The 16181-nt window shown below is 67.2% G+C and carries 17 protein-coding genes; 14 read left to right on the forward strand and 3 right to left on the reverse strand.

The genetic code is table 11. The annotated features are described in order from the left end of the window. The first annotated feature begins 8 nt into the window (after window positions 1–8). Complete coding sequence (locus tag VNF71_06120) at window positions 9–407, forward strand: nuclear transport factor 2 family protein (protein ID HVA74122.1); 399 nt, start codon at window positions 9–11, stop codon at window positions 405–407. Between the two features lie 16 nt (window positions 408–423). Next, window positions 424–1374: a non-homologous end-joining DNA ligase gene (ligD, locus tag VNF71_06125; GenBank protein HVA74123.1), complete on the forward strand. Its 951-nt coding sequence runs from the start codon at window positions 424–426 to the stop codon at window positions 1372–1374. 30 nt (window positions 1375–1404) lie between these two features. Here the strand turns inward: ligD and VNF71_06130 are convergent, their stop codons facing one another. Next, window positions 1405–2952: an AMP-binding protein gene (locus VNF71_06130; GenBank protein HVA74124.1), complete on the reverse strand. Its 1548-nt coding sequence runs from the start codon at window positions 2950–2952 to the stop codon at window positions 1405–1407. Window positions 2953–3055: 103 nt separating this feature from the next. On the opposite strand from VNF71_06130, the gene VNF71_06135 reads away from it, so the two are divergent. Genes VNF71_06135 through VNF71_06145 form a run of 3 tightly spaced genes read left to right on the forward strand, consistent with a single transcriptional unit; the run spans window position 3056 to window position 5564 of the window. Next, entirely contained in the window at window positions 3056–3841 is a 786-nt protein-coding gene (locus tag VNF71_06135; protein HVA74125.1) for a polysaccharide deacetylase family protein, read from the forward strand. After that, entirely contained in the window at window positions 3838–4740 is a 903-nt protein-coding gene (locus tag VNF71_06140; protein ID HVA74126.1) for a metal ABC transporter substrate-binding protein, read from the forward strand. Before VNF71_06135 ends, VNF71_06140 begins: the two co-directional genes overlap by 4 nt. Continuing rightward, window positions 4737–5564, forward strand: a complete 828-nt coding sequence (locus VNF71_06145; protein ID HVA74127.1) for a serine hydrolase domain-containing protein — start codon at window positions 4737–4739, stop codon at window positions 5562–5564. The genes VNF71_06140 and VNF71_06145 overlap by 4 nt, the downstream gene beginning before the upstream one ends. Window positions 5565–5566: 2 nt before the next feature. On the opposite strand, the gene VNF71_06150 is transcribed toward VNF71_06145, so the two are convergent. Continuing rightward, entirely contained in the window at window positions 5567–5917 is a 351-nt protein-coding gene (locus VNF71_06150; GenBank protein HVA74128.1) for a carboxymuconolactone decarboxylase family protein, read from the reverse strand. Window positions 5918–5969: 52 nt separating this feature from the next. Between VNF71_06150 and VNF71_06155 the strand changes: the two genes are divergently transcribed. Beyond that, entirely contained in the window at window positions 5970–6413 is a 444-nt protein-coding gene (locus VNF71_06155) for a cyclic nucleotide-binding domain-containing protein (GenBank protein ID HVA74129.1), read from the forward strand. On the opposite strand, the gene VNF71_06160 is transcribed toward VNF71_06155, so the two are convergent. After that, window positions 6410–7303 carry an ABC transporter ATP-binding protein gene (locus tag VNF71_06160; GenBank protein HVA74130.1) on the reverse strand — a complete coding sequence of 298 codons (894 nt, stop codon included), beginning with the start codon at window positions 7301–7303 and terminating at the stop codon, window positions 6410–6412. The two genes, VNF71_06155 and VNF71_06160, sit on opposite strands and share 4 nt — an antisense overlap. Before the next feature lie 228 nt (window positions 7304–7531). On the opposite strand from VNF71_06160, the gene VNF71_06165 reads away from it, so the two are divergent. From VNF71_06165 to VNF71_06200, 8 genes are read left to right on the forward strand one after another with little or no spacing between them, the layout of a single operon-like run. Continuing rightward, the gene (locus VNF71_06165) at window positions 7532–8437 is read left to right on the forward strand and encodes an ABC transporter permease (GenBank protein HVA74131.1); all 906 of its coding nucleotides are present in this window, start codon (window positions 7532–7534) and stop codon (window positions 8435–8437) included. Beyond that, window positions 8437–9297: an ABC transporter permease gene (locus VNF71_06170; protein HVA74132.1), complete on the forward strand. Its 861-nt coding sequence runs from the start codon at window positions 8437–8439 to the stop codon at window positions 9295–9297. The genes VNF71_06165 and VNF71_06170 overlap by 1 nt, the downstream gene beginning before the upstream one ends. A gap of 7 nt (window positions 9298–9304) precedes the next feature. Beyond that, window positions 9305–10744 (forward strand): MCE family protein, encoded by a 1440-nt coding sequence (locus tag VNF71_06175; protein ID HVA74133.1) that lies wholly within the window; start codon window positions 9305–9307, stop codon window positions 10742–10744. Further along, window positions 10741–11808 (forward strand): MlaD family protein, encoded by a 1068-nt coding sequence (locus tag VNF71_06180; protein ID HVA74134.1) that lies wholly within the window; start codon window positions 10741–10743, stop codon window positions 11806–11808. Before VNF71_06175 ends, VNF71_06180 begins: the two co-directional genes overlap by 4 nt. Beyond that, entirely contained in the window at window positions 11805–12815 is a 1011-nt protein-coding gene (locus VNF71_06185; GenBank protein HVA74135.1) for an MlaD family protein, read from the forward strand. Before VNF71_06180 ends, VNF71_06185 begins: the two co-directional genes overlap by 4 nt. After that, window positions 12812–13984 carry an MCE family protein gene (locus VNF71_06190; GenBank protein HVA74136.1) on the forward strand — a complete coding sequence of 391 codons (1173 nt, stop codon included), beginning with the start codon at window positions 12812–12814 and terminating at the stop codon, window positions 13982–13984. The genes VNF71_06185 and VNF71_06190 overlap by 4 nt, the downstream gene beginning before the upstream one ends. Next, window positions 13981–15072 carry an MCE family protein gene (locus tag VNF71_06195; GenBank protein HVA74137.1) on the forward strand — a complete coding sequence of 364 codons (1092 nt, stop codon included), beginning with the start codon at window positions 13981–13983 and terminating at the stop codon, window positions 15070–15072. The genes VNF71_06190 and VNF71_06195 overlap by 4 nt, the downstream gene beginning before the upstream one ends. Next, window positions 15069–16178, forward strand: a complete 1110-nt coding sequence (locus tag VNF71_06200; protein HVA74138.1) for an MCE family protein — start codon at window positions 15069–15071, stop codon at window positions 16176–16178. Before VNF71_06195 ends, VNF71_06200 begins: the two co-directional genes overlap by 4 nt. Window positions 16179–16181: the final 3 nt, after the last annotated feature.

Below are 16181 nucleotides of genomic sequence, written 5' to 3' on the forward strand. Positions count from 1 at the left end.
CACAGCCGATGACGAGCCCCAAGGAAGTCCCCCCCGAAGTCGACTCGGCCATCCGGCGCCTCATCGCTCGCTACTGCCACCTGGTGGACGACGGTGACTACGACGCAGCCGCGGCTCTGTTCACCGACGACGCCCGCTTCGTGGCCCTCGGGAAGAATCTCGACGGGCGCGCAGCCATCAAGGCGATGCTCGTCGACCAAGGCAACCACTCCACCCTGCACCAGGTGTCCAACGTGGTCGTGAGCAACGGTTCGCAGTCAGGCACCTTCCACGCGGTGGCGGACCTGAGCGTCGCGGCGAAGCTGGAGGGCTCCTGGACGCCAGCCTTCGTTGGCCGGTACCACGACACGTTCGTCGGCGAAGGCCGTGAGATGCGCTTCAGCCAACGGATACTCACCGCGCGGTAAGCCCGGCAGCAGGACCATGCCGGCGACCTGGCGGCAACCGATGCTCGCCCAGCTGTTGCGGTTTCCAGAAGAACGACGGGTTCTGGACGCCGGCGACTGGGTGTTCGAGCGCAAGCTGGACGGGCTCCGCTGCCTCGCCACGCGCAACGGTGCAGAAGTACAGCTGTGGTCGCGCAACCGCCTGTCTTTTTCCGCCCGTTTCCCCGATGTGGTCTCCGCCGTGGCGCAGCTTCCGGTCGACGACGTCACCCTCGATGGCGAGATAGTCGCGTTCGACGACGAGGGTCGCACGAGCTTCGCCCTGCTCCAGCAGTCGGGCAGACGGGCGGCTCCCGTCTACGTCGTGTTCGACGTGCTGCACCTTGTCGGCAACGACACCCGCGACCTGCCTCTAACCGACCGATCCGAGCTGGTCGATCGGCTCGTAGCCGCAGCCGGCGGACCGACACGCGGGACGATCACCACCGTCGAGCGGCTCACCGGAGACCCCGCACAGCTCCTGGACGAGGCGTGCCGCAACGGTTGGGAAGGTCTCGTGGCCAAGAGACCGGGGTCCCTCTACTGCTCTGGGCGCTCACCTGACTGGCGCAAGCTCAAGTGCAGCGCGAGCCAGGAACTGGTCGTAGGCGGGTGGACCGAACCTACCGGCAGCCGATCCGCCCTCGGCGCGTTGCTCGTCGGCTACTACGACGAGGACGGGCGGCTGGTCTTCGCCGGCAAGGTGGGGACCGGCTTCTCCGAAGCCGAACTGGGGCGGCTCCATGCGATGCTCGCGGAACGCTCCACCACGGAGTGCCCTTTCGCCCCTCCCGTCCGAGTCAAGGGTTCGCACTGGGTGAGGCCGGAACTGGTGGCGGCGGTGTCGTTTACCGAGTGGACGAGGGACGGCAAGCTCCGACACCCCCGCTACGAGGGACTGAGGACCGACAAAGCGGCGCTCGACGTGAGGCGAGAGGTGGGACGGTGACTGCGACGAGTTAAAGAGGTCCGAACCTCTTCAGTTGACCCGCTTCTCGTAACCCTCCCAGTAGGGGCTGCGCAGCTTGAACTTCTGGAGCTTCCCGGTCGCGGTGCGCGCGAGAGCGTCCCTGAATTCGACCGTCGTCGGGCACTTGAAATGCGCCAGCCGGCCGCGGCAGAACTCGATCAGCTCCTCTTCGGTCGCCTCCTGTCCGGCGCGCAGCACGATCAGCGCCTTGACCGTCTCGCCCCACTTCTCGCTCGGAACCCCGATCACCGCAACCTCGGCCACGGCGGGATGCTGGTACAGGCAGTCCTCGACCTCGACGGAGCTCACGTTCTCGCCGCCGGAGATGATCACGTCCTTCTTGCGGTCGGAGATCACCACGTAGTTGTCCTCGGTGATCCGGCCTTCGTCACCGGTGTGGAACCATCCGTCGACGAGAACCTTCGACGACTCCTCGGGCTGCTGCCAGTAGCCGGCGAAGACATGGTTTGACCGGGCCAGGACCTCGCCGTCCTTCGACGCCCGCATCTGGACGCCCACCGCTGGAGCGCCCGCCAGGCTGAGCCGCTTGCTCAGCTCCTCCGAGTCGAGCGAGTCCCACTCCGAACGCTTGCGGTTGATCGTCAGGAGGGGGGACGTCTCGGTGAGGCCGTAGATCTGGATGAACTCCCACCCGAGCTCCGTCTGGACCCGTTCGATCGTCTTCGACGGCGGCGGCGCCCCTGCGACGACGATCCGCACCCTGTCCCGGCCGGGAACCGCTTCGCCTGCCTCGCGCCTGACCCTCGCAGCCTCCAGAACTGCCGCGACGACCGCCGGCGCACCACAGAGGAGCGTCACGCCATGCGCGTCGATCCGCTTCAAGATCTCCTCTCCGTCGATCTTGCGCACCACGACCTGCGGGACGCCCATCGCGGTGACCGCGTACGGCATGCCCCAGCCGTTGCAGTGGAACATCGGCAGCGTGTGCATGTACACGTCCCGGTCGCTCACGTTGACATGCCAGCCGAAGACGGTGGCGTTCAACCAGCAGTTCCGGTGGGTCATCTGGACGCCTTTGGGACGGGCGGTCGTCCCGCTCGTGTAGTTGATGCTCGCCGTGGAGTCCTCGTCCGGCTCCCACTGCGACGGCTCGGCTGGGGCCGCAGGGTCGAACAGCGCGGCGTCCGACGTTCCGTCGAGGACGAAGCGGTGCTTGACGTTGATACCGGCGACGGTCGGCTCGGATTCGGGGTCGACCAGAAGCACGGTGGCTCCAGAGTGCTCCACGATGTAGCGGATCTCCTCGCCGCCAAGCCGGTAGTTGATCGGGACCAGCACCCGCCCGTACCCGCTCACCCCGTAGAAGGACACGGCGAATCGCGCGGCATTCGGGCTGACGATGGCCACCCTCTCCCCGAAACCGACTCCAAGCTCGTCGAGTGCCACTGCCATTCCGCGAGCGCGTGCGTCCAGTTCCCGGTAGGAGACAGTCCCGAACGAACCCGGGGTCCCGGGTTCGTCGACCACCGCGACCCGCTCGGGGTAGACGGTCGCCGCGCGTTGCAGGAAGTCCCCGACTGTCAACGGAACGTGCATGTGGTCCCCTGTCGCTCGATTGGTGCCTCGTATGCCGGCCTTCGCCTCTGCTGTCAAAACTAGCTTCGACCGCCGCGACTGGGGGCCGCTAGTGTCGCCCGCCGTGCGCAGGCACAAGCATCTCGCCGGACCGGCCAATGACGCCAGCGGAGCCGGCATGATGGCCGGCCCGCTGAAACTGACCGGGATAGCTGCCGGGGGCGCCGCGACAGCGGCCTTCGTGCACCTCTTACCCGGTGTCGTGGCGTGGCGGGCGGGTCGTTGCCTTGCGTTTCCCCGGTTGTCCGGGGTGGGGAGTGCCGGGCATGTGGCGCTCACCTTCGACGACGGGCCGGACCCGGTGTCGACCCCGCGGATACTGGACGTGCTCGACGAGCTGGGATGGCACGCCACGTTCTTCTGCTTGGGTTGCCAGGTCCGCCGCTCGCCGGGGCTCGCGCGGGAACTGGTCGAGCGCGGCCACGAGGTGGCTGTGCACGGGGACGACCACCGCAGCCACCTGCTTCGCTCTCCGCGGGCGACTGTCACCGACGTGGCTAGGGCGAGAGACTGCATAGAAGAGGTGACTCGGTCCGAGGTTCGGTGGTTTCGTCCGCCTTACGGCGGGGTCGCTCTACCGTCGTGGCTCGCTGGCAGGAATTCGGGATTGCAGATGGTGCTGTGGACCACGTGGGGCATCGACTGGCGCGAGGACTCGACCGGTGAGAGCGTCGCAGCCAACGTGGAGCGGACGTTCCATCGCGGCGCCACGGTGCTGCTGCACGACTCGGACATCACCTCGGCCTCGCAGAGCTGGAAGTCGACCGTCGACGCTCTCCCGCGCCTCGCCGAACGGTGGGCGGACGCCGGGCTGGCCGTCGGTCCCCTGCGCGACCACGGGATCGGGTGACGTCCGCGCCGTACGCGATGAGCCCGCGCCTGAAGAGATTCGCGGCGGCCCTGATGGTCTCGTCGCTACTGGCGTCTTGCGGCTCGAGCCCGCCGGCGCCGCGCAACTCGGTGCCGGGACTGGTGGTGGTCACCGGCCTGTACCCGCTCGCGCAGGCGGTCGAGCAGATCGGGCAGGGCCGGGCCCGCGCAGACAACGTGGTGCCGCCAGGGCAGAACCCCCTGTCGTACCAGCCAGGGACGGCGGAGAGCGCGGCTCTGTCGAACAGCCGCCTCGTCGTGCTCGGACCCACCGGGTTGCAGCCGGCGATCGACTCGGCGGCGGGCAGCTCGCCCGAGCGGGTCGTCCACGTCGCTCCCCCTGCCGGCGGGACCTACTACTGGCTGGACCCCGCTGCGATGCGAAAGGCGGTGCCACAGATCGCGGCCGCGATGGAGAGGGCGGACCCCCGTGACGCGGCCACATTCCAGGCGGGCGCGCGCGCCTTCGGGGACGCTCTCGGCTCGACCGGCATCGACTACCAGTCGACCATCTCGACCTGCCCACGCCGCGACGTCTTCGCGCCCGACGTCGCCTTCGCTCAGACGGCCCGGGCATACGGGCTGACCTTCCACGTGGTAGCGGGCGTCGACCAACCGCAAGCGTCAGTGGTCCGATCCGCCGCCGCGGCCATCCAGGCGTCGGGAGCGACGACCGTGTTCGTCGAGCCCTGGGTGCCGCAGACCACGGTTCGCGCGGCGGCCGCGGCAGCAGGGGTGGAGGTCAGGGCCCTCGACACCCTCGTGGGTCCGCCGGCGGGTGGCTGGCCGCGCCAGGCCACATATATCAACCTGCTCGAGGCCAACCTCGGGGCCCTCAGCTCGGGACTCGGATGCCCCTCTCAGGGAAGCGGCGCGTGAGCGGCGCGCTGCTGGCAATCTCGAAGTGGCCCGGCACCGCCGCTGCCGGGTACGTCACCCGCGGCTCCGAGCAGCCGGTCCTGTGGGGCCCGGCCGCAGACGTGTTCGCCTGGGCGTCGGTCACCAAGGTGCTCACGGCGATGTGTGTCTGGATCGCCGTGGAGGAGGGATCGGTGGGCTGGGAGGACCCCGCCGGGCCCGAGGGTGCGACCCTGGCCGATCTGCTCTCGCACGCGTCGGGCCTGGCGCCTGACAGCGACCGAGTCCTCGCACCACCGCGGCGCCGGCGGATCTACTCCAACCGCGGCATAGAGCTGGCGGCATCGCACCTGGCCTCGCGCACGGGAATCACTTTCGGCGACTACCTGGCCGAGGCCGTCCTCGAACCGCTCGGCATGCAGTCCACCCGGCTCGACGGGTCCCCCGCCCATGGGGCTTCGGGCCCGCTCGACGACCTGATGAAAATGGTCCTCGAGCTCCTCGATCCCAAGCTGGTCAGCGTCGAGACGCTCGCCCGGGCCACGGCGGTGGCCACTGAGGGGCTCACCGGAGTCCTACCAGGCTTCGGGAAGCAGGACCCCAACGACTGGGGTCTCGGCGTCGAAATCCGCTCCCACAAGAGCCCGCACTGGACGGGGAGCCGCAACTCGCCGGCCACGTTCGGGCACTTCGGCCAGGCAGGCGGGTTCTTGTGGGTGGACCCTGCGCTCGGTCTCGGCGCCGCAGCGCTCGGAAGCGCGCCGTTCGGACCGTGGGCAGCCGAGGCGTGGCCCGCCCTATCCGACGCCGTCATCGAGGAGGCGACGGGCGACACCCCAACGTGACGTCAGGTCTCGGGCGGTCCGGCGATCTCGCGGAAAGCCGCTAACGCGCGGGGAGCCCAGACGGTGCCCGGGCCGCCGTTCATCAGGACAGCCACACCGAGTGCCTCCGCCACCTCCGATTCGCTCGCACCACGCCTAGCCGCTCCCCTGGCGTGCGACGCCACGCACCCGTCGCATTCCCGGGTGACCGCCACCGCGAGGGCTATCAACTCCTTGACTCTCGAACTGAGCGCCCCCTCGGCCATCGCCGCGCGCTGCATGTCGGCATAGGCGCCGATCACGTCGGGGATGTGTTCGCGAAGCTCGCGGGCAGGTTCCCGCAGTTCGCCCAGGACCTCGTTCGGGTGGATCATCGACCGGCCTCCTTGTCAGCAGGGCTCATTCTGTCCGGTAGCGTCGGCGCGCATGGTCACCCGCTTCCTGCGACGCGACAAGATCGCGATCCTGTCGCGCCTGCCGCTCTTCGAGGCCTGCACGAAGCGCGAGCTGGCGTCGATGGCCTCGTTGACAGTGGACACGGAGAGGCCGGCCGGGTCGGTCCTGACCCGAGAGGGTCGCGACGGAGGTTTGATGTTCGTGATCGTCGACGGCGAAGCCGAGGTGGAACGCGACGGCAAGGTGATCAAGCGCCTCGGCCCCGGGGACGTCATCGGCGAGCTGTCCCTCATCGACGGGCTGCCCCGTTCCGCCAACGTCCGGGCCGTGACGGATACGAGGGTTCTCGAGTTGGCCAGGGACGATTTCAGGACTCTCGCCGACGGATCGCCCAAGTTCGTGCGGAATCTCCTGCGCGCCCTGTCCCTGCGGATCCGGGACATGGACGAGAGGTGGCCGGCTGAGCTGCGCTAACCAGCGGAGCCGGGCTGGTCGTCGCCCGAGTCGGCGAGCAGAGCCCGGATCTCGTCGTCGCCGCGCTCTGCGTCGACCATCTCGTCCATGCTGATCGGCCCTTGGGAGCTTCCTGCGAGGAACTGCTTCACCAGTGCCCGCTGGCTCGTGAACATCTCGTGCGCCGGGCCGAACCGGACGAGGCTCGACCGGTACAGCATCCCGATGTAGTCCGCGGTCCGCTTCACCGACTCGATGTTGTGGGTGATTATGAAAAAGGTGCACCCGACCTCGCGCTGGACGTCGCGCACCAACTCGTCGAGGTAGGCGACGCGGACGGGGTCGAGACCCGAGTCCGGCTCGTCGAAGAATACGATCTCGGGGTCGAGAACCAGCGCCCTCGCGAGCCCGGCCCGTTTGCGCATGCCTCCGGAGACCTCGGCGGGCAGCTTGCTGAGGTGGGCGACCATGCCGACCATCTCCGCCTTCTCCAACACGATGGTCTTGATCTCACGCTCGCCCTTGTTGGTGTGCTCGCGGAGAGGAAAGGCGATGTTGTCGAAGATGTCCATCGACCCGAACAGAGCTCCGTCCTGGAAGAGCACGCCGAACTTGCGGCGGATTCGCAGCATCTCCTTGTGCCGGATCCCGACGATCGGCTCTCCGTCGATGTAGATCTGGCCCTCCTCGGGCCGCAGGAGACCGATGATGTTCTTCAATAAGACCGATTTGCCCGTTCCTGACGGTCCGAGCACGGCCGTGATCTGCCCGCGGGGGACATCGAAGGTGATGTCCTTGAGGACGGTGTGGGTGCCGAAACGCTTGGTGACCCCGCGCAGGGAGATGACGGCGTCGAGAACCGGCCCGGGGTCCGGATCGAGAACCGGTACACCCAACGGGGACGCGTCCACTCGAACTCCTCCTGCGGCGGGGGGCGCCGCGCCTTGATCGCGTAAAAGTTCCGCTGCGGATACTTGCCAGCAGGCAGGATATTCCCTGCACGGCGACCAATTCCTTTCGGTGAAGACATCGCCGGGCCGGTCAACCATTGCCGCACATGGCAGTTTGCCGGCCCTCGCGCCATGTGATTGTCTCTTCGCCGTGGTGACGCCGGGCGTGTTCCGCAGCGACCCGACGCTGTGACTGTCGTCGGCCGTTTCGACGAAGAACCGGAGCCCGGGCGGCTGCCCTCTCTCGAACAGAGGAGGCCCGGATGGGGCGAATACGCCACCCGCGGGTTCCGCAGCGCGGCGGAAGAGTTGGAGCGGGCGGCCCTGGGCGGTGTCAGGTCGTTTGGCGCCCTCGTCGCACTCGTTCTCGACACGGTGATCGCAACCGTCACTGCGATCGTCAACCGTCGCTTCGCGTGGCGCGAGTTCTTCGAGCAGGCGTGGTTCCTCGTTTCCGTGTCGTTGCTGCCGACGCTATTGATCGCGCTCCCGTTCGGTTTGGTTCTCGTGCTCGAGGTGGGGAGCCTCGCAAACAACATCGGTGCACCGTCGTTCGTCGGTGCCGTCGACGCGGTCGGGACCGTGCGCGAGGCAGCGCCTCTCATAGTTGCGATCGTCCTGGCAGGCGCCGGGGGATCGGCTGTCTGTGCGGACCTCGGCGCCAGGACCATCCGCGACGAGATCGCGGCCATGCAGGTGATGGGCCTCGACGAGGTCGAGCGCCTCGTCGCACCCCGCATGTTCGCCATGGTCGTCGTGTCCGTACTCCTCAACGGCATCGTCGCAATGGCCGGGATCATCTCTGGCTACGTCGCAGACGTGACCGTCCTGCACGGCGCCGCCGGCGGTTTCCTGAACTCCTTCACGACCTTCGCCCAACCCCAGGACATAATCGAGTCCGAACTCAAGGCTGTCGTGTTCGGCGTGCTCGCGTCGATCGTCGCCTCCTACAAGGGGCTCAGCGTCAAGAAGGGCCCGTCGGGCGTGGGCGAGGCCGTCAACCAATCCGTCGTGGTCACCGGAGTGGCGCTGTTCGTCGTGAACCTGATCCTGACCGAGATCTTCTTGGTCCTCGTCCCCCCGCCGTTCGTGTAATGGCAGCCCCCGTCACCGCTCTCAAGGCCACCGGCCGGCGCACCATCCGGGTGGGCAATGCTGCCGTCGCGCAGTTCGCCGTGTTGGGCGAGATGATGCTGTTCTGCCTCCGAGCGCTCGCGGACGTGCCGCTCGTCCTCCGGCGGTACCGCAAGGAGTACCTGCGGCTGCTCGGCGAGGTGACCTTCGGCAGCAGGATCCTCGCGATCGTCGCGAGCACGGTCGTGGTCGCGGCGCTTCTATCCGCTGTCGTCGGGGTCCAGCTCGCTCTCGAGGGATATCAGGGTCTGCAGATCATCGGGCTCGCCCCGCTCGCCGGGTACCTATCCGCGTTCGCGAACACAAGAGAGCTGACCCCACTCTTGACGGCGTTCGGCCTCGCCGCCCAGATGGGCTGCCGCTTCACCTCCGAGCTCGGCGCGATGCGGGTCACCGACGAGATCGACGCGCTGGAGGTGATGAGCGTCCCGTCTCTTGCCTACCTGGTGACGACCCGGATGCTCGCGGCGCTCACCGTCGCGGTACCCCTCTACCTGGCCGCCCTCGCCGGCGCCTACCTCGCGACCCAACTGACAATCGTCGCAGTCGCGCAGCAGGGTTCCGGCACCTACCTCCATTACTTCCACGAGTTCCTGACAGCGCGGGATATCGGGCTGTCGGTCCTGAAGGTCGTGGTGTTCGCGATCCTCATCACTTCCATCCACTGCTACTACGGATACAACACCAAGGGAGGCCCGGAAGGAGTCGGGAAGGCCGCTGGTCGAGCCATCCGCGCCAGCGTTGTATCGATCGCCGTCAGCGACATGCTGATGACGGTGCTCTTCTGGGGTACCTCGAGTGCCATCAAGATCTCGTCGTGAGGATTCAGTGAGCACCACCTACCCCTCCCCCGCCGAACCGTCTCAGGGCACCAGCACGCGCCGCCTGAGCCTCGAGGGCTTCCAGGAATCCCGCACCGCGAGGGCCGTGCTGGGGCTTGCACTGGCGGCGCTGGTAATCGGGATCGTGTACGCGATCGTCCTCGCGTTCACAGGTCATTTCACCAACGTGGTATCGATCGACGCGGAGCTGCCGACCGGGAGCAACGCGGTCACGGTCGGCGCATCGGTTCAGTACAGGAACGTCACCGTCGGGAAGGTCGCGAGCGAGAAAGAGGCCGCGAACGGGACAGTGGCTGTCCGCTTTGAGATGTACCCGTCGAAGATGGCGCAGGTGCCCAAGGGCGTTCAGGCAGAGGTCGCGCCCTTGTCGATCTTCGGCAACCAGTACGTCGACCTGGTGCCCCCTGCGGCAATCGGCGCCGGCCACCTCGAAGCCGGCGACTTCATCCCGCCGTACGCAGGCGCCCCGTCCACGTCGCTGCAGGGAACGGTCACCCAGCTCTACGACCTGCTGCACGCGGTTCACCCGGCAGATCTCGACACCGCTCTCACGGCGTTTGCTACGGCGTTGCGGGGAGAAGGGAAGAACCTCGGCCAGGCCCTGAACGACGCGTCCGACTACTTCGGTGCGATCGAGCCCCACCTGCCGGCCGTGCAGTCGGACCTGAAGTTGCTGGATCCGGTGAGCGGCCATCTCCAGGCGGCCGCGCCCGACCTGCTCGGGTTCCTCTCGAACTCGTCTGTCTCGGCTCAGACCATCACCAACGAGCAGCAGCAGCTGAACACCGTCCTCACCACGGGCCAGTCGGCGACCCAGCGATTCGCCGACATCCTCCAGCAGAGCCAGAACGCGCTGATCTCACTCATGAACCAGTCGGGGCCGCTGCTCTCGGACGTGACGGCCAACCCCAACGAGCTCTCGCTGACACTGCAGGGACTCGGCCAGTGGGCCGCCGCGTGGGCCGCGGCAGAATCCAACGGACCGTACCTGTCGGTGAACGCCAACCTCCCTATCACCGACATCAGCGCCGGCGTCAACGCCGCGCTCGGCTACGACAACCCCGCGTCCATCAGCGCCGCGCTCGGATCCGCGTTCAATCCCGCCACGTACTCGGCCGCAAACTGCCCCCAGTACCCAGGGGCCAGCAATCCCTACTGCGGCGCGGGAGGCAGCCCCGCCGCGGCGCCGGTCTCGGGATCCTCGGTATCCGCGGCTTCGTACCATCCGTCCACCGCATCGCAGACCCGCCCCAACCAGTCGACCCAGCAGCAGACGTATTCGGGGCCGGCAACGCCCTATCTCAACGAGCTTCGTGCCATCGACGCCATAGCGGCCGCCCTCAACGGAGGCCGCCCGCCGGCATCCCCGGCGCTCGCCTCCATGGTGCTGTTCCCGCTCCTCTCATCCATGTCGGGATCCCAGTGAGCAACCGGTTCCGCGCCGATCTCATAAAGCTGGGCGTATTCGTAGTGGTGGCGGTGCTGATCACTGTCAGCGTCGTCGCCACCCTCCTCGATCTGAAGCTCGGGCAACCCAGCACCGGGTACCACGCCATCTTCGCGAACGCATCAGGCCTGGAGTCCGGCGACACGGTGCGCATCGCCGGTGTCGAGGTCGGCAAGGTCAACGGCGTCGGCCTCGTCGGGGACAAGGCGAAGGTCGATTTCACGGTGGCGTCGTCCAACCACCTGACCACCAGCAGCACCGCATCGATCCAGTTCGAGAACCTGCTCGGCCAGCGTTACCTGCAAATCAGCGCCGGCGCGCCGGGCGGCTCTCCGTTGCACTCCGGCGCCACGATCCCGATGGCGCAGACACAACCGGGGCTCGACCTCACCACCGTGTTCTCCGGTTTCCAGCCACTGCTAGCGGCGCTCGACCCCAAGCAGGTCAACGACTTGACCGGTTCGATCATCGCCGTGCTCCAGGGAGAGTCCGGTTCGGTCGCCAACCTCGTCAACCAGACCGCCGTGCTGACCGACAATCTCGCCTCCCGCCAATCGGTGATCGACCAGATCCTCGACAACCTCACCCCGTTGCTCACCAGCGTCAACTGGCAGGACTCGCAGTTGGGGAACCTCATCGACGGGCTCGACTCGCTGGTCAACGGCCTAGCCGGGCAGCGCCGGCAGATCGGCGACGCCGTAACCGGCCTCAGCAACCTGACCGTCAACGCGACCAACCTGCTCCAAAACGTCCAGCCGACCCTCGACCAGGACCTGAGCGGGCTGCAAAGCGTCACCTCCGAGCTCCTGGCCAACCAACCGCAGCTGAGCGCCGTGATCGCGGACTTGCCGGCGCTTCTCAACTCGCTCGACAAAGTCACGAGCTCCGGCAACTACCTCGCCGTGTACATCTGCGATCTCACCCTCAACGTGAGCGGCCCCATCAGCGTCAAGCTGTCCCCGACGGTCCCCCAGTCGCCGCCGCTCACGGTCCCCAGCGGCGCCATCGGGGACCAGTCCCAGAAGACGAGCGTGTGCGCATGAGGAAGTTCCGGGAGATGAACCTCTACGCCATCGCGGCGATCTCGGCCGTCGTCCTCGTCGTCGCCGCCCTGCTGGCGCTCAACTTCTCCAAGCTCCCGCTGATCAGCAACCAGCACACCTACCAGGCGGACCTCGCCTCGGCCGTCGGGCTCGACAAGGGCAACGTGGTGACGATCGCCGGCGTGCGGGTCGGAGCCGTCACCGGTCTGGCACTGCACGGCAATGCCGCCCGGGTCACCTTCACCGTCAGCGGCGGGCCCCGGCTCGGAGTCGACACCAGGCTCGACGTGAAGATCCTCAATCCCGTCGGTGTCGAATACCTGGAGCTGACGCCTGGCGGCGCGGGACAGCTCCACTCGCCCATCCCGCAGAGCCGCACGACCATCCCGGGGACCCTGGTCAGCGACCTGAACGAGCTGACCACCGAGACCCAGCAGACCAACCTCGACCAGCTGGTGAAATCGCTCGGGGTACTGACGCAGACCTTCGCTGCTAACACACCGGCCGAGACCAAGGCCGCCATCGACGGCGTCGCGCGCCTCTCGGCCGTCTTCGCCGCTCGCCAAAGCGAGGTTGCCAACCTGATAAGCCAGGCCGACCAGCTGACGAGCGAGCTCAACTCGCACAACGCCCAGCTCGTCGACCTGCTCGGCCAGGCCGACCTTGTCCTGCAGGTCCTCAACGAGCGCAAGGCGGCCATCGACAACCTGCTCTCCACTACGACGGGACTGACCGCTCAGCTCGATCACCTCATCGTGGGCGACCGGTCCGTGCTCGACCCGATGCTCGCGAGCCTGCAGGCCGTCTCGGGCTTCCTCGCCAAGGACAGCTCCAACCTCGGCGACGCGATCCCCCTGCTCGCAGCATTCACTCGTTACAGCGCCAACGTCACCGGATCGGGGCCGTTCGCGGACTTCGTCGCCCCCACCCTGGTCGTACCGGACAACCTGATCGCCCAGTGCTCCAAGCTCCGCACCCTCGACCCTCAGCGCGGGTGCAGGGTATGAGGACCCCGACCCAGCGGATGATCCCCTGGCTCGCCGCTTCGGTGGCGGTGCTCATAGTCGCCGGGCTACTCGGTGCGGTGGCCTCCAGCGGGGGGTCGACCCGGACGATCACCGCCCAGTTCGCCGAGGCGCCCGGCATCTACCCCGGCAACCACGTTGACATCCTCGGGATACCGGTCGGATCTGTGACGAGCATCAAGCCCGGCCCTGACTACGTGCTGGTGAAGATGAGCGTGCGCTCAGACGTGAAGATCCCTGCCGGTGCCGGAGCGGTGATCATGGCTCCCACCGTCGTGGCGGACCGCTTCGTGCAGCTGCTGCCTGCCTACCAGGGCGGCCCCACCATGGCGTCGGGGACAGTCATACCTGTAAACCGCACCGCCATCCCGCAGTCCGTGGATCTCGTCGTCCAGGCGCTCACACGGCTGGCCGACCAACTCGGGCCGAACGGCGCCAACAAGAACGGGGCTCTGTCACAACTTCTCCACCAGATGGCCGTGCAGTTCGGCAACGACGGACCGGACTTCAACGCCGCCGTGGTCAACTTCAGCCAGGCGCTTCACGGTTTCGCCCAGAACGCCCCACAAGTAGCCGGCGTGCTGAACAACCTCGGCAGCCTGAGCCACGCCCTTGCCACGCACGCTTCGACCTACCAATCATTCGCGGCCGACCTGGCGTCGGTCAGCAGCATCCTCGCCGGCGACCGCACTGACATTTCCGCCGTGCTCACCGCCTTGCAACAGCTGTTCGCCAACCTGAACTCGTTTCTCCAGGCCGACGGCTCGAAGCTCGGGAACAGCATCTCCAACCTGAGGACATTCGCCGGCGCGCTCGTGTCGCAGCAGGCCGCCCTGGCGAAAGTGTTCGACCTCTCGCCCCTGTCGCTGCAGAACCTCGACAACGCCATCGACAAGAACGCCCCCGGCGGTCCAGCACTGCGCGGCCGCTACGATGCCGTCGGCTCGACCCAGCAGCTGTTCAACCAGGTGTGCGGCAACGCCGCGCTTCGCTTCCTCGTCATCCTCGCCACCGGCACCCAGACGAACCCCCTGACGGTTGCCACGCCAGTGGACACCCTGTGCGGCATCGGCAACGCGATCAACGCCCTGACACCCCCGCCGGGCGCTTCGGCCGGACCCAACCTCTCGCTGCAGGCTCTGGCAGGATGAACCGCCTCCACCCACGTTCGTTGCGAGGTATACGCACGGCCGGTGTCCTCGCCGTGGTGCTGGCCGCGTCCTCGTGCGGCATCAGCTTGCAGTCACTCCCGAAGATCGGCGGTGTATCCGGCCCCACGTACGCGGTGACGGCGACGTTCGCCAACGTCGTCAACCTGCCGGCCAACGCGCAGGTACGGACCGGCGCGTTCTCCGTCGGCTACGTCTCCGCGATCAAGGTCAACGATTTCAAGGCTGTCGTGACGATGCGGATCAAGCAGAAGGTGAAGCTGCCCGTCGGCACCACCGCCGCGATCCACTTCGACACACCGCTGGGCGAGGACTTCGTGCTGCTTCAGCCTCCACAACCTGCCCCGTCGGGAGCCGCCACGCTGGCGAACGGCTCGCACATCCCCGAGTCCGAGACGACCACCGCACCGAGCGTCGAGGACGCGTTCGGGGCTCTCGGGGCTCTGCTCAACGGAGGTGGGATCGACCAGCTCCAGACGATCATCACCCAGACCAACCTCGCTCTGGACGGGAACCAGGGGAAGATCCGGTCGCTGCTCGAGTCGCTGAACGCGACGGTGACGTCTTTTGCCCAGAACTCGCCGTCGATCGACAACGCTTTGACCGCGATCGCGGCTCTGTCCAAGACACTCAACGACGGCAGCGACACCATTACCAACGGCATCGCGACGATCGGGCCGGCGGTGGCGGTGCTCGGGCAGGAGAACCAGAACCTCGCGGGTATGTTCACCCAGCTCGACCGGCTCAGCAGCGCCGCGAACAACATCATCCAGGCGAGCGCCACAGGCACCGTCCAGACCGTGAAAGCACTCCAGCCCCTGCTCAACCAGCTCGTGTCCGTGCAGCAGCAGCTCGGCCCGGCGCTGGAGGCCGTCGACGCGTTCGAGCGGAACACGCCGAGGATCACGCCCGGTGATTACGTGCAGCTCGCCATAAACGCCACCGTGGACGTGCCACCCGTGCCCTCGGACGCATTGCCTCTCCAGAAGATAACGGTCGACCCACCCGAGTCGACGCAGTCGTACGACCGGTCCGCCATCGCCATCCTGATCGAGGGGGGCTTGCCGTGAGCAGAGCCATCCTCGGCCGGATCGCCGCACTGCTGGTCGTCACCGTGGTGGGTCTCTATTACATCCTCTTCGACGCGATCGGCCTCAAGATCACGAACCAGCCCTTCACCATCCACGCTGTGCTGCCCGCAGCCGGAGGCATCTACTCCGATGCTTCGGTCACCTACCGCGGGGTCGAGGTGGGCAAGGTCACCGCCGTGCACCTGTACCCGGGCCGGGTCGTCGTCGACATGGCAATCCGCAACGGGGAGAAGATCCCGCAGAACGTGGATGCCAATGTCAAGGAGCTGACCGCTGCGGCGGAGCAGTACATGGACCTCGTCCCTGCGCCGGGCCCGTCGTTGACGGCCGACACCACCACCTCAGACGGCCCCTACCTCACTCGCGGCTACACCATCCCCCAGGACCGCACGAGCATCCCGGTCTCGATCGGGACCCTCCTCGCCACGGTCAACTCGCTGGTGAGCAGCCTCAACCCGTCCGATCTCAACACCCTCAGCCACGCGCTCGCGCAAGGCCTGCAGGGCGCCGGCGACGACCTGCGCTCGATCATCGTGGACGGCTCGACTCTCCTGGAGGCTCTCCAGTCAGCCACGCCTGGGACGATCAGCCTCATCGACGACGGCAACACCGTCCTCAACACCTTCAACCAGACGGCCGGCGACTTCGCCGACTTCTCCCACAACCTCAACCTGCTGTCGGCCCAGGTCGCCCAGTCCAACACCGACCTGATCAAGCTGCTGCAGAACGGGGCGGCTGTGAGCAACACGGCCAACCAGCAGCTCCAGCAGTACGCGCAGCCGACCATCGGGCTGCTCGCCGACCTCGGTGACCTGAGCAACCTCAGCTTCCAGCGCGAGCCGGCGTTCAGGGCGCTGTTCCAGGTCCTGCCGCTGTTCGCGACCGACATCGCATCAACCTCTACAAACGGCCAGATCCGCTTCGAACTGACCTTCAACTACAACCACACCGTCTGCCCTTACACGTCGACGATGGCGGAGCCCAACAGCCTTGTGGCTGTGGCGGACCTGACGCTCAACTGCGGCGTCCAGGCACCGGACCTCCTCCAGCGCGGCGCCGACAAGGCACCAGCACCCCAGGGATAGCAT

The sequence above is a fragment of the Acidimicrobiales bacterium genome (assembly GCA_035533095.1).
Classification (GTDB): Bacteria; Actinomycetota; Acidimicrobiia; order Acidimicrobiales; family Palsa-688; genus DATLUM01.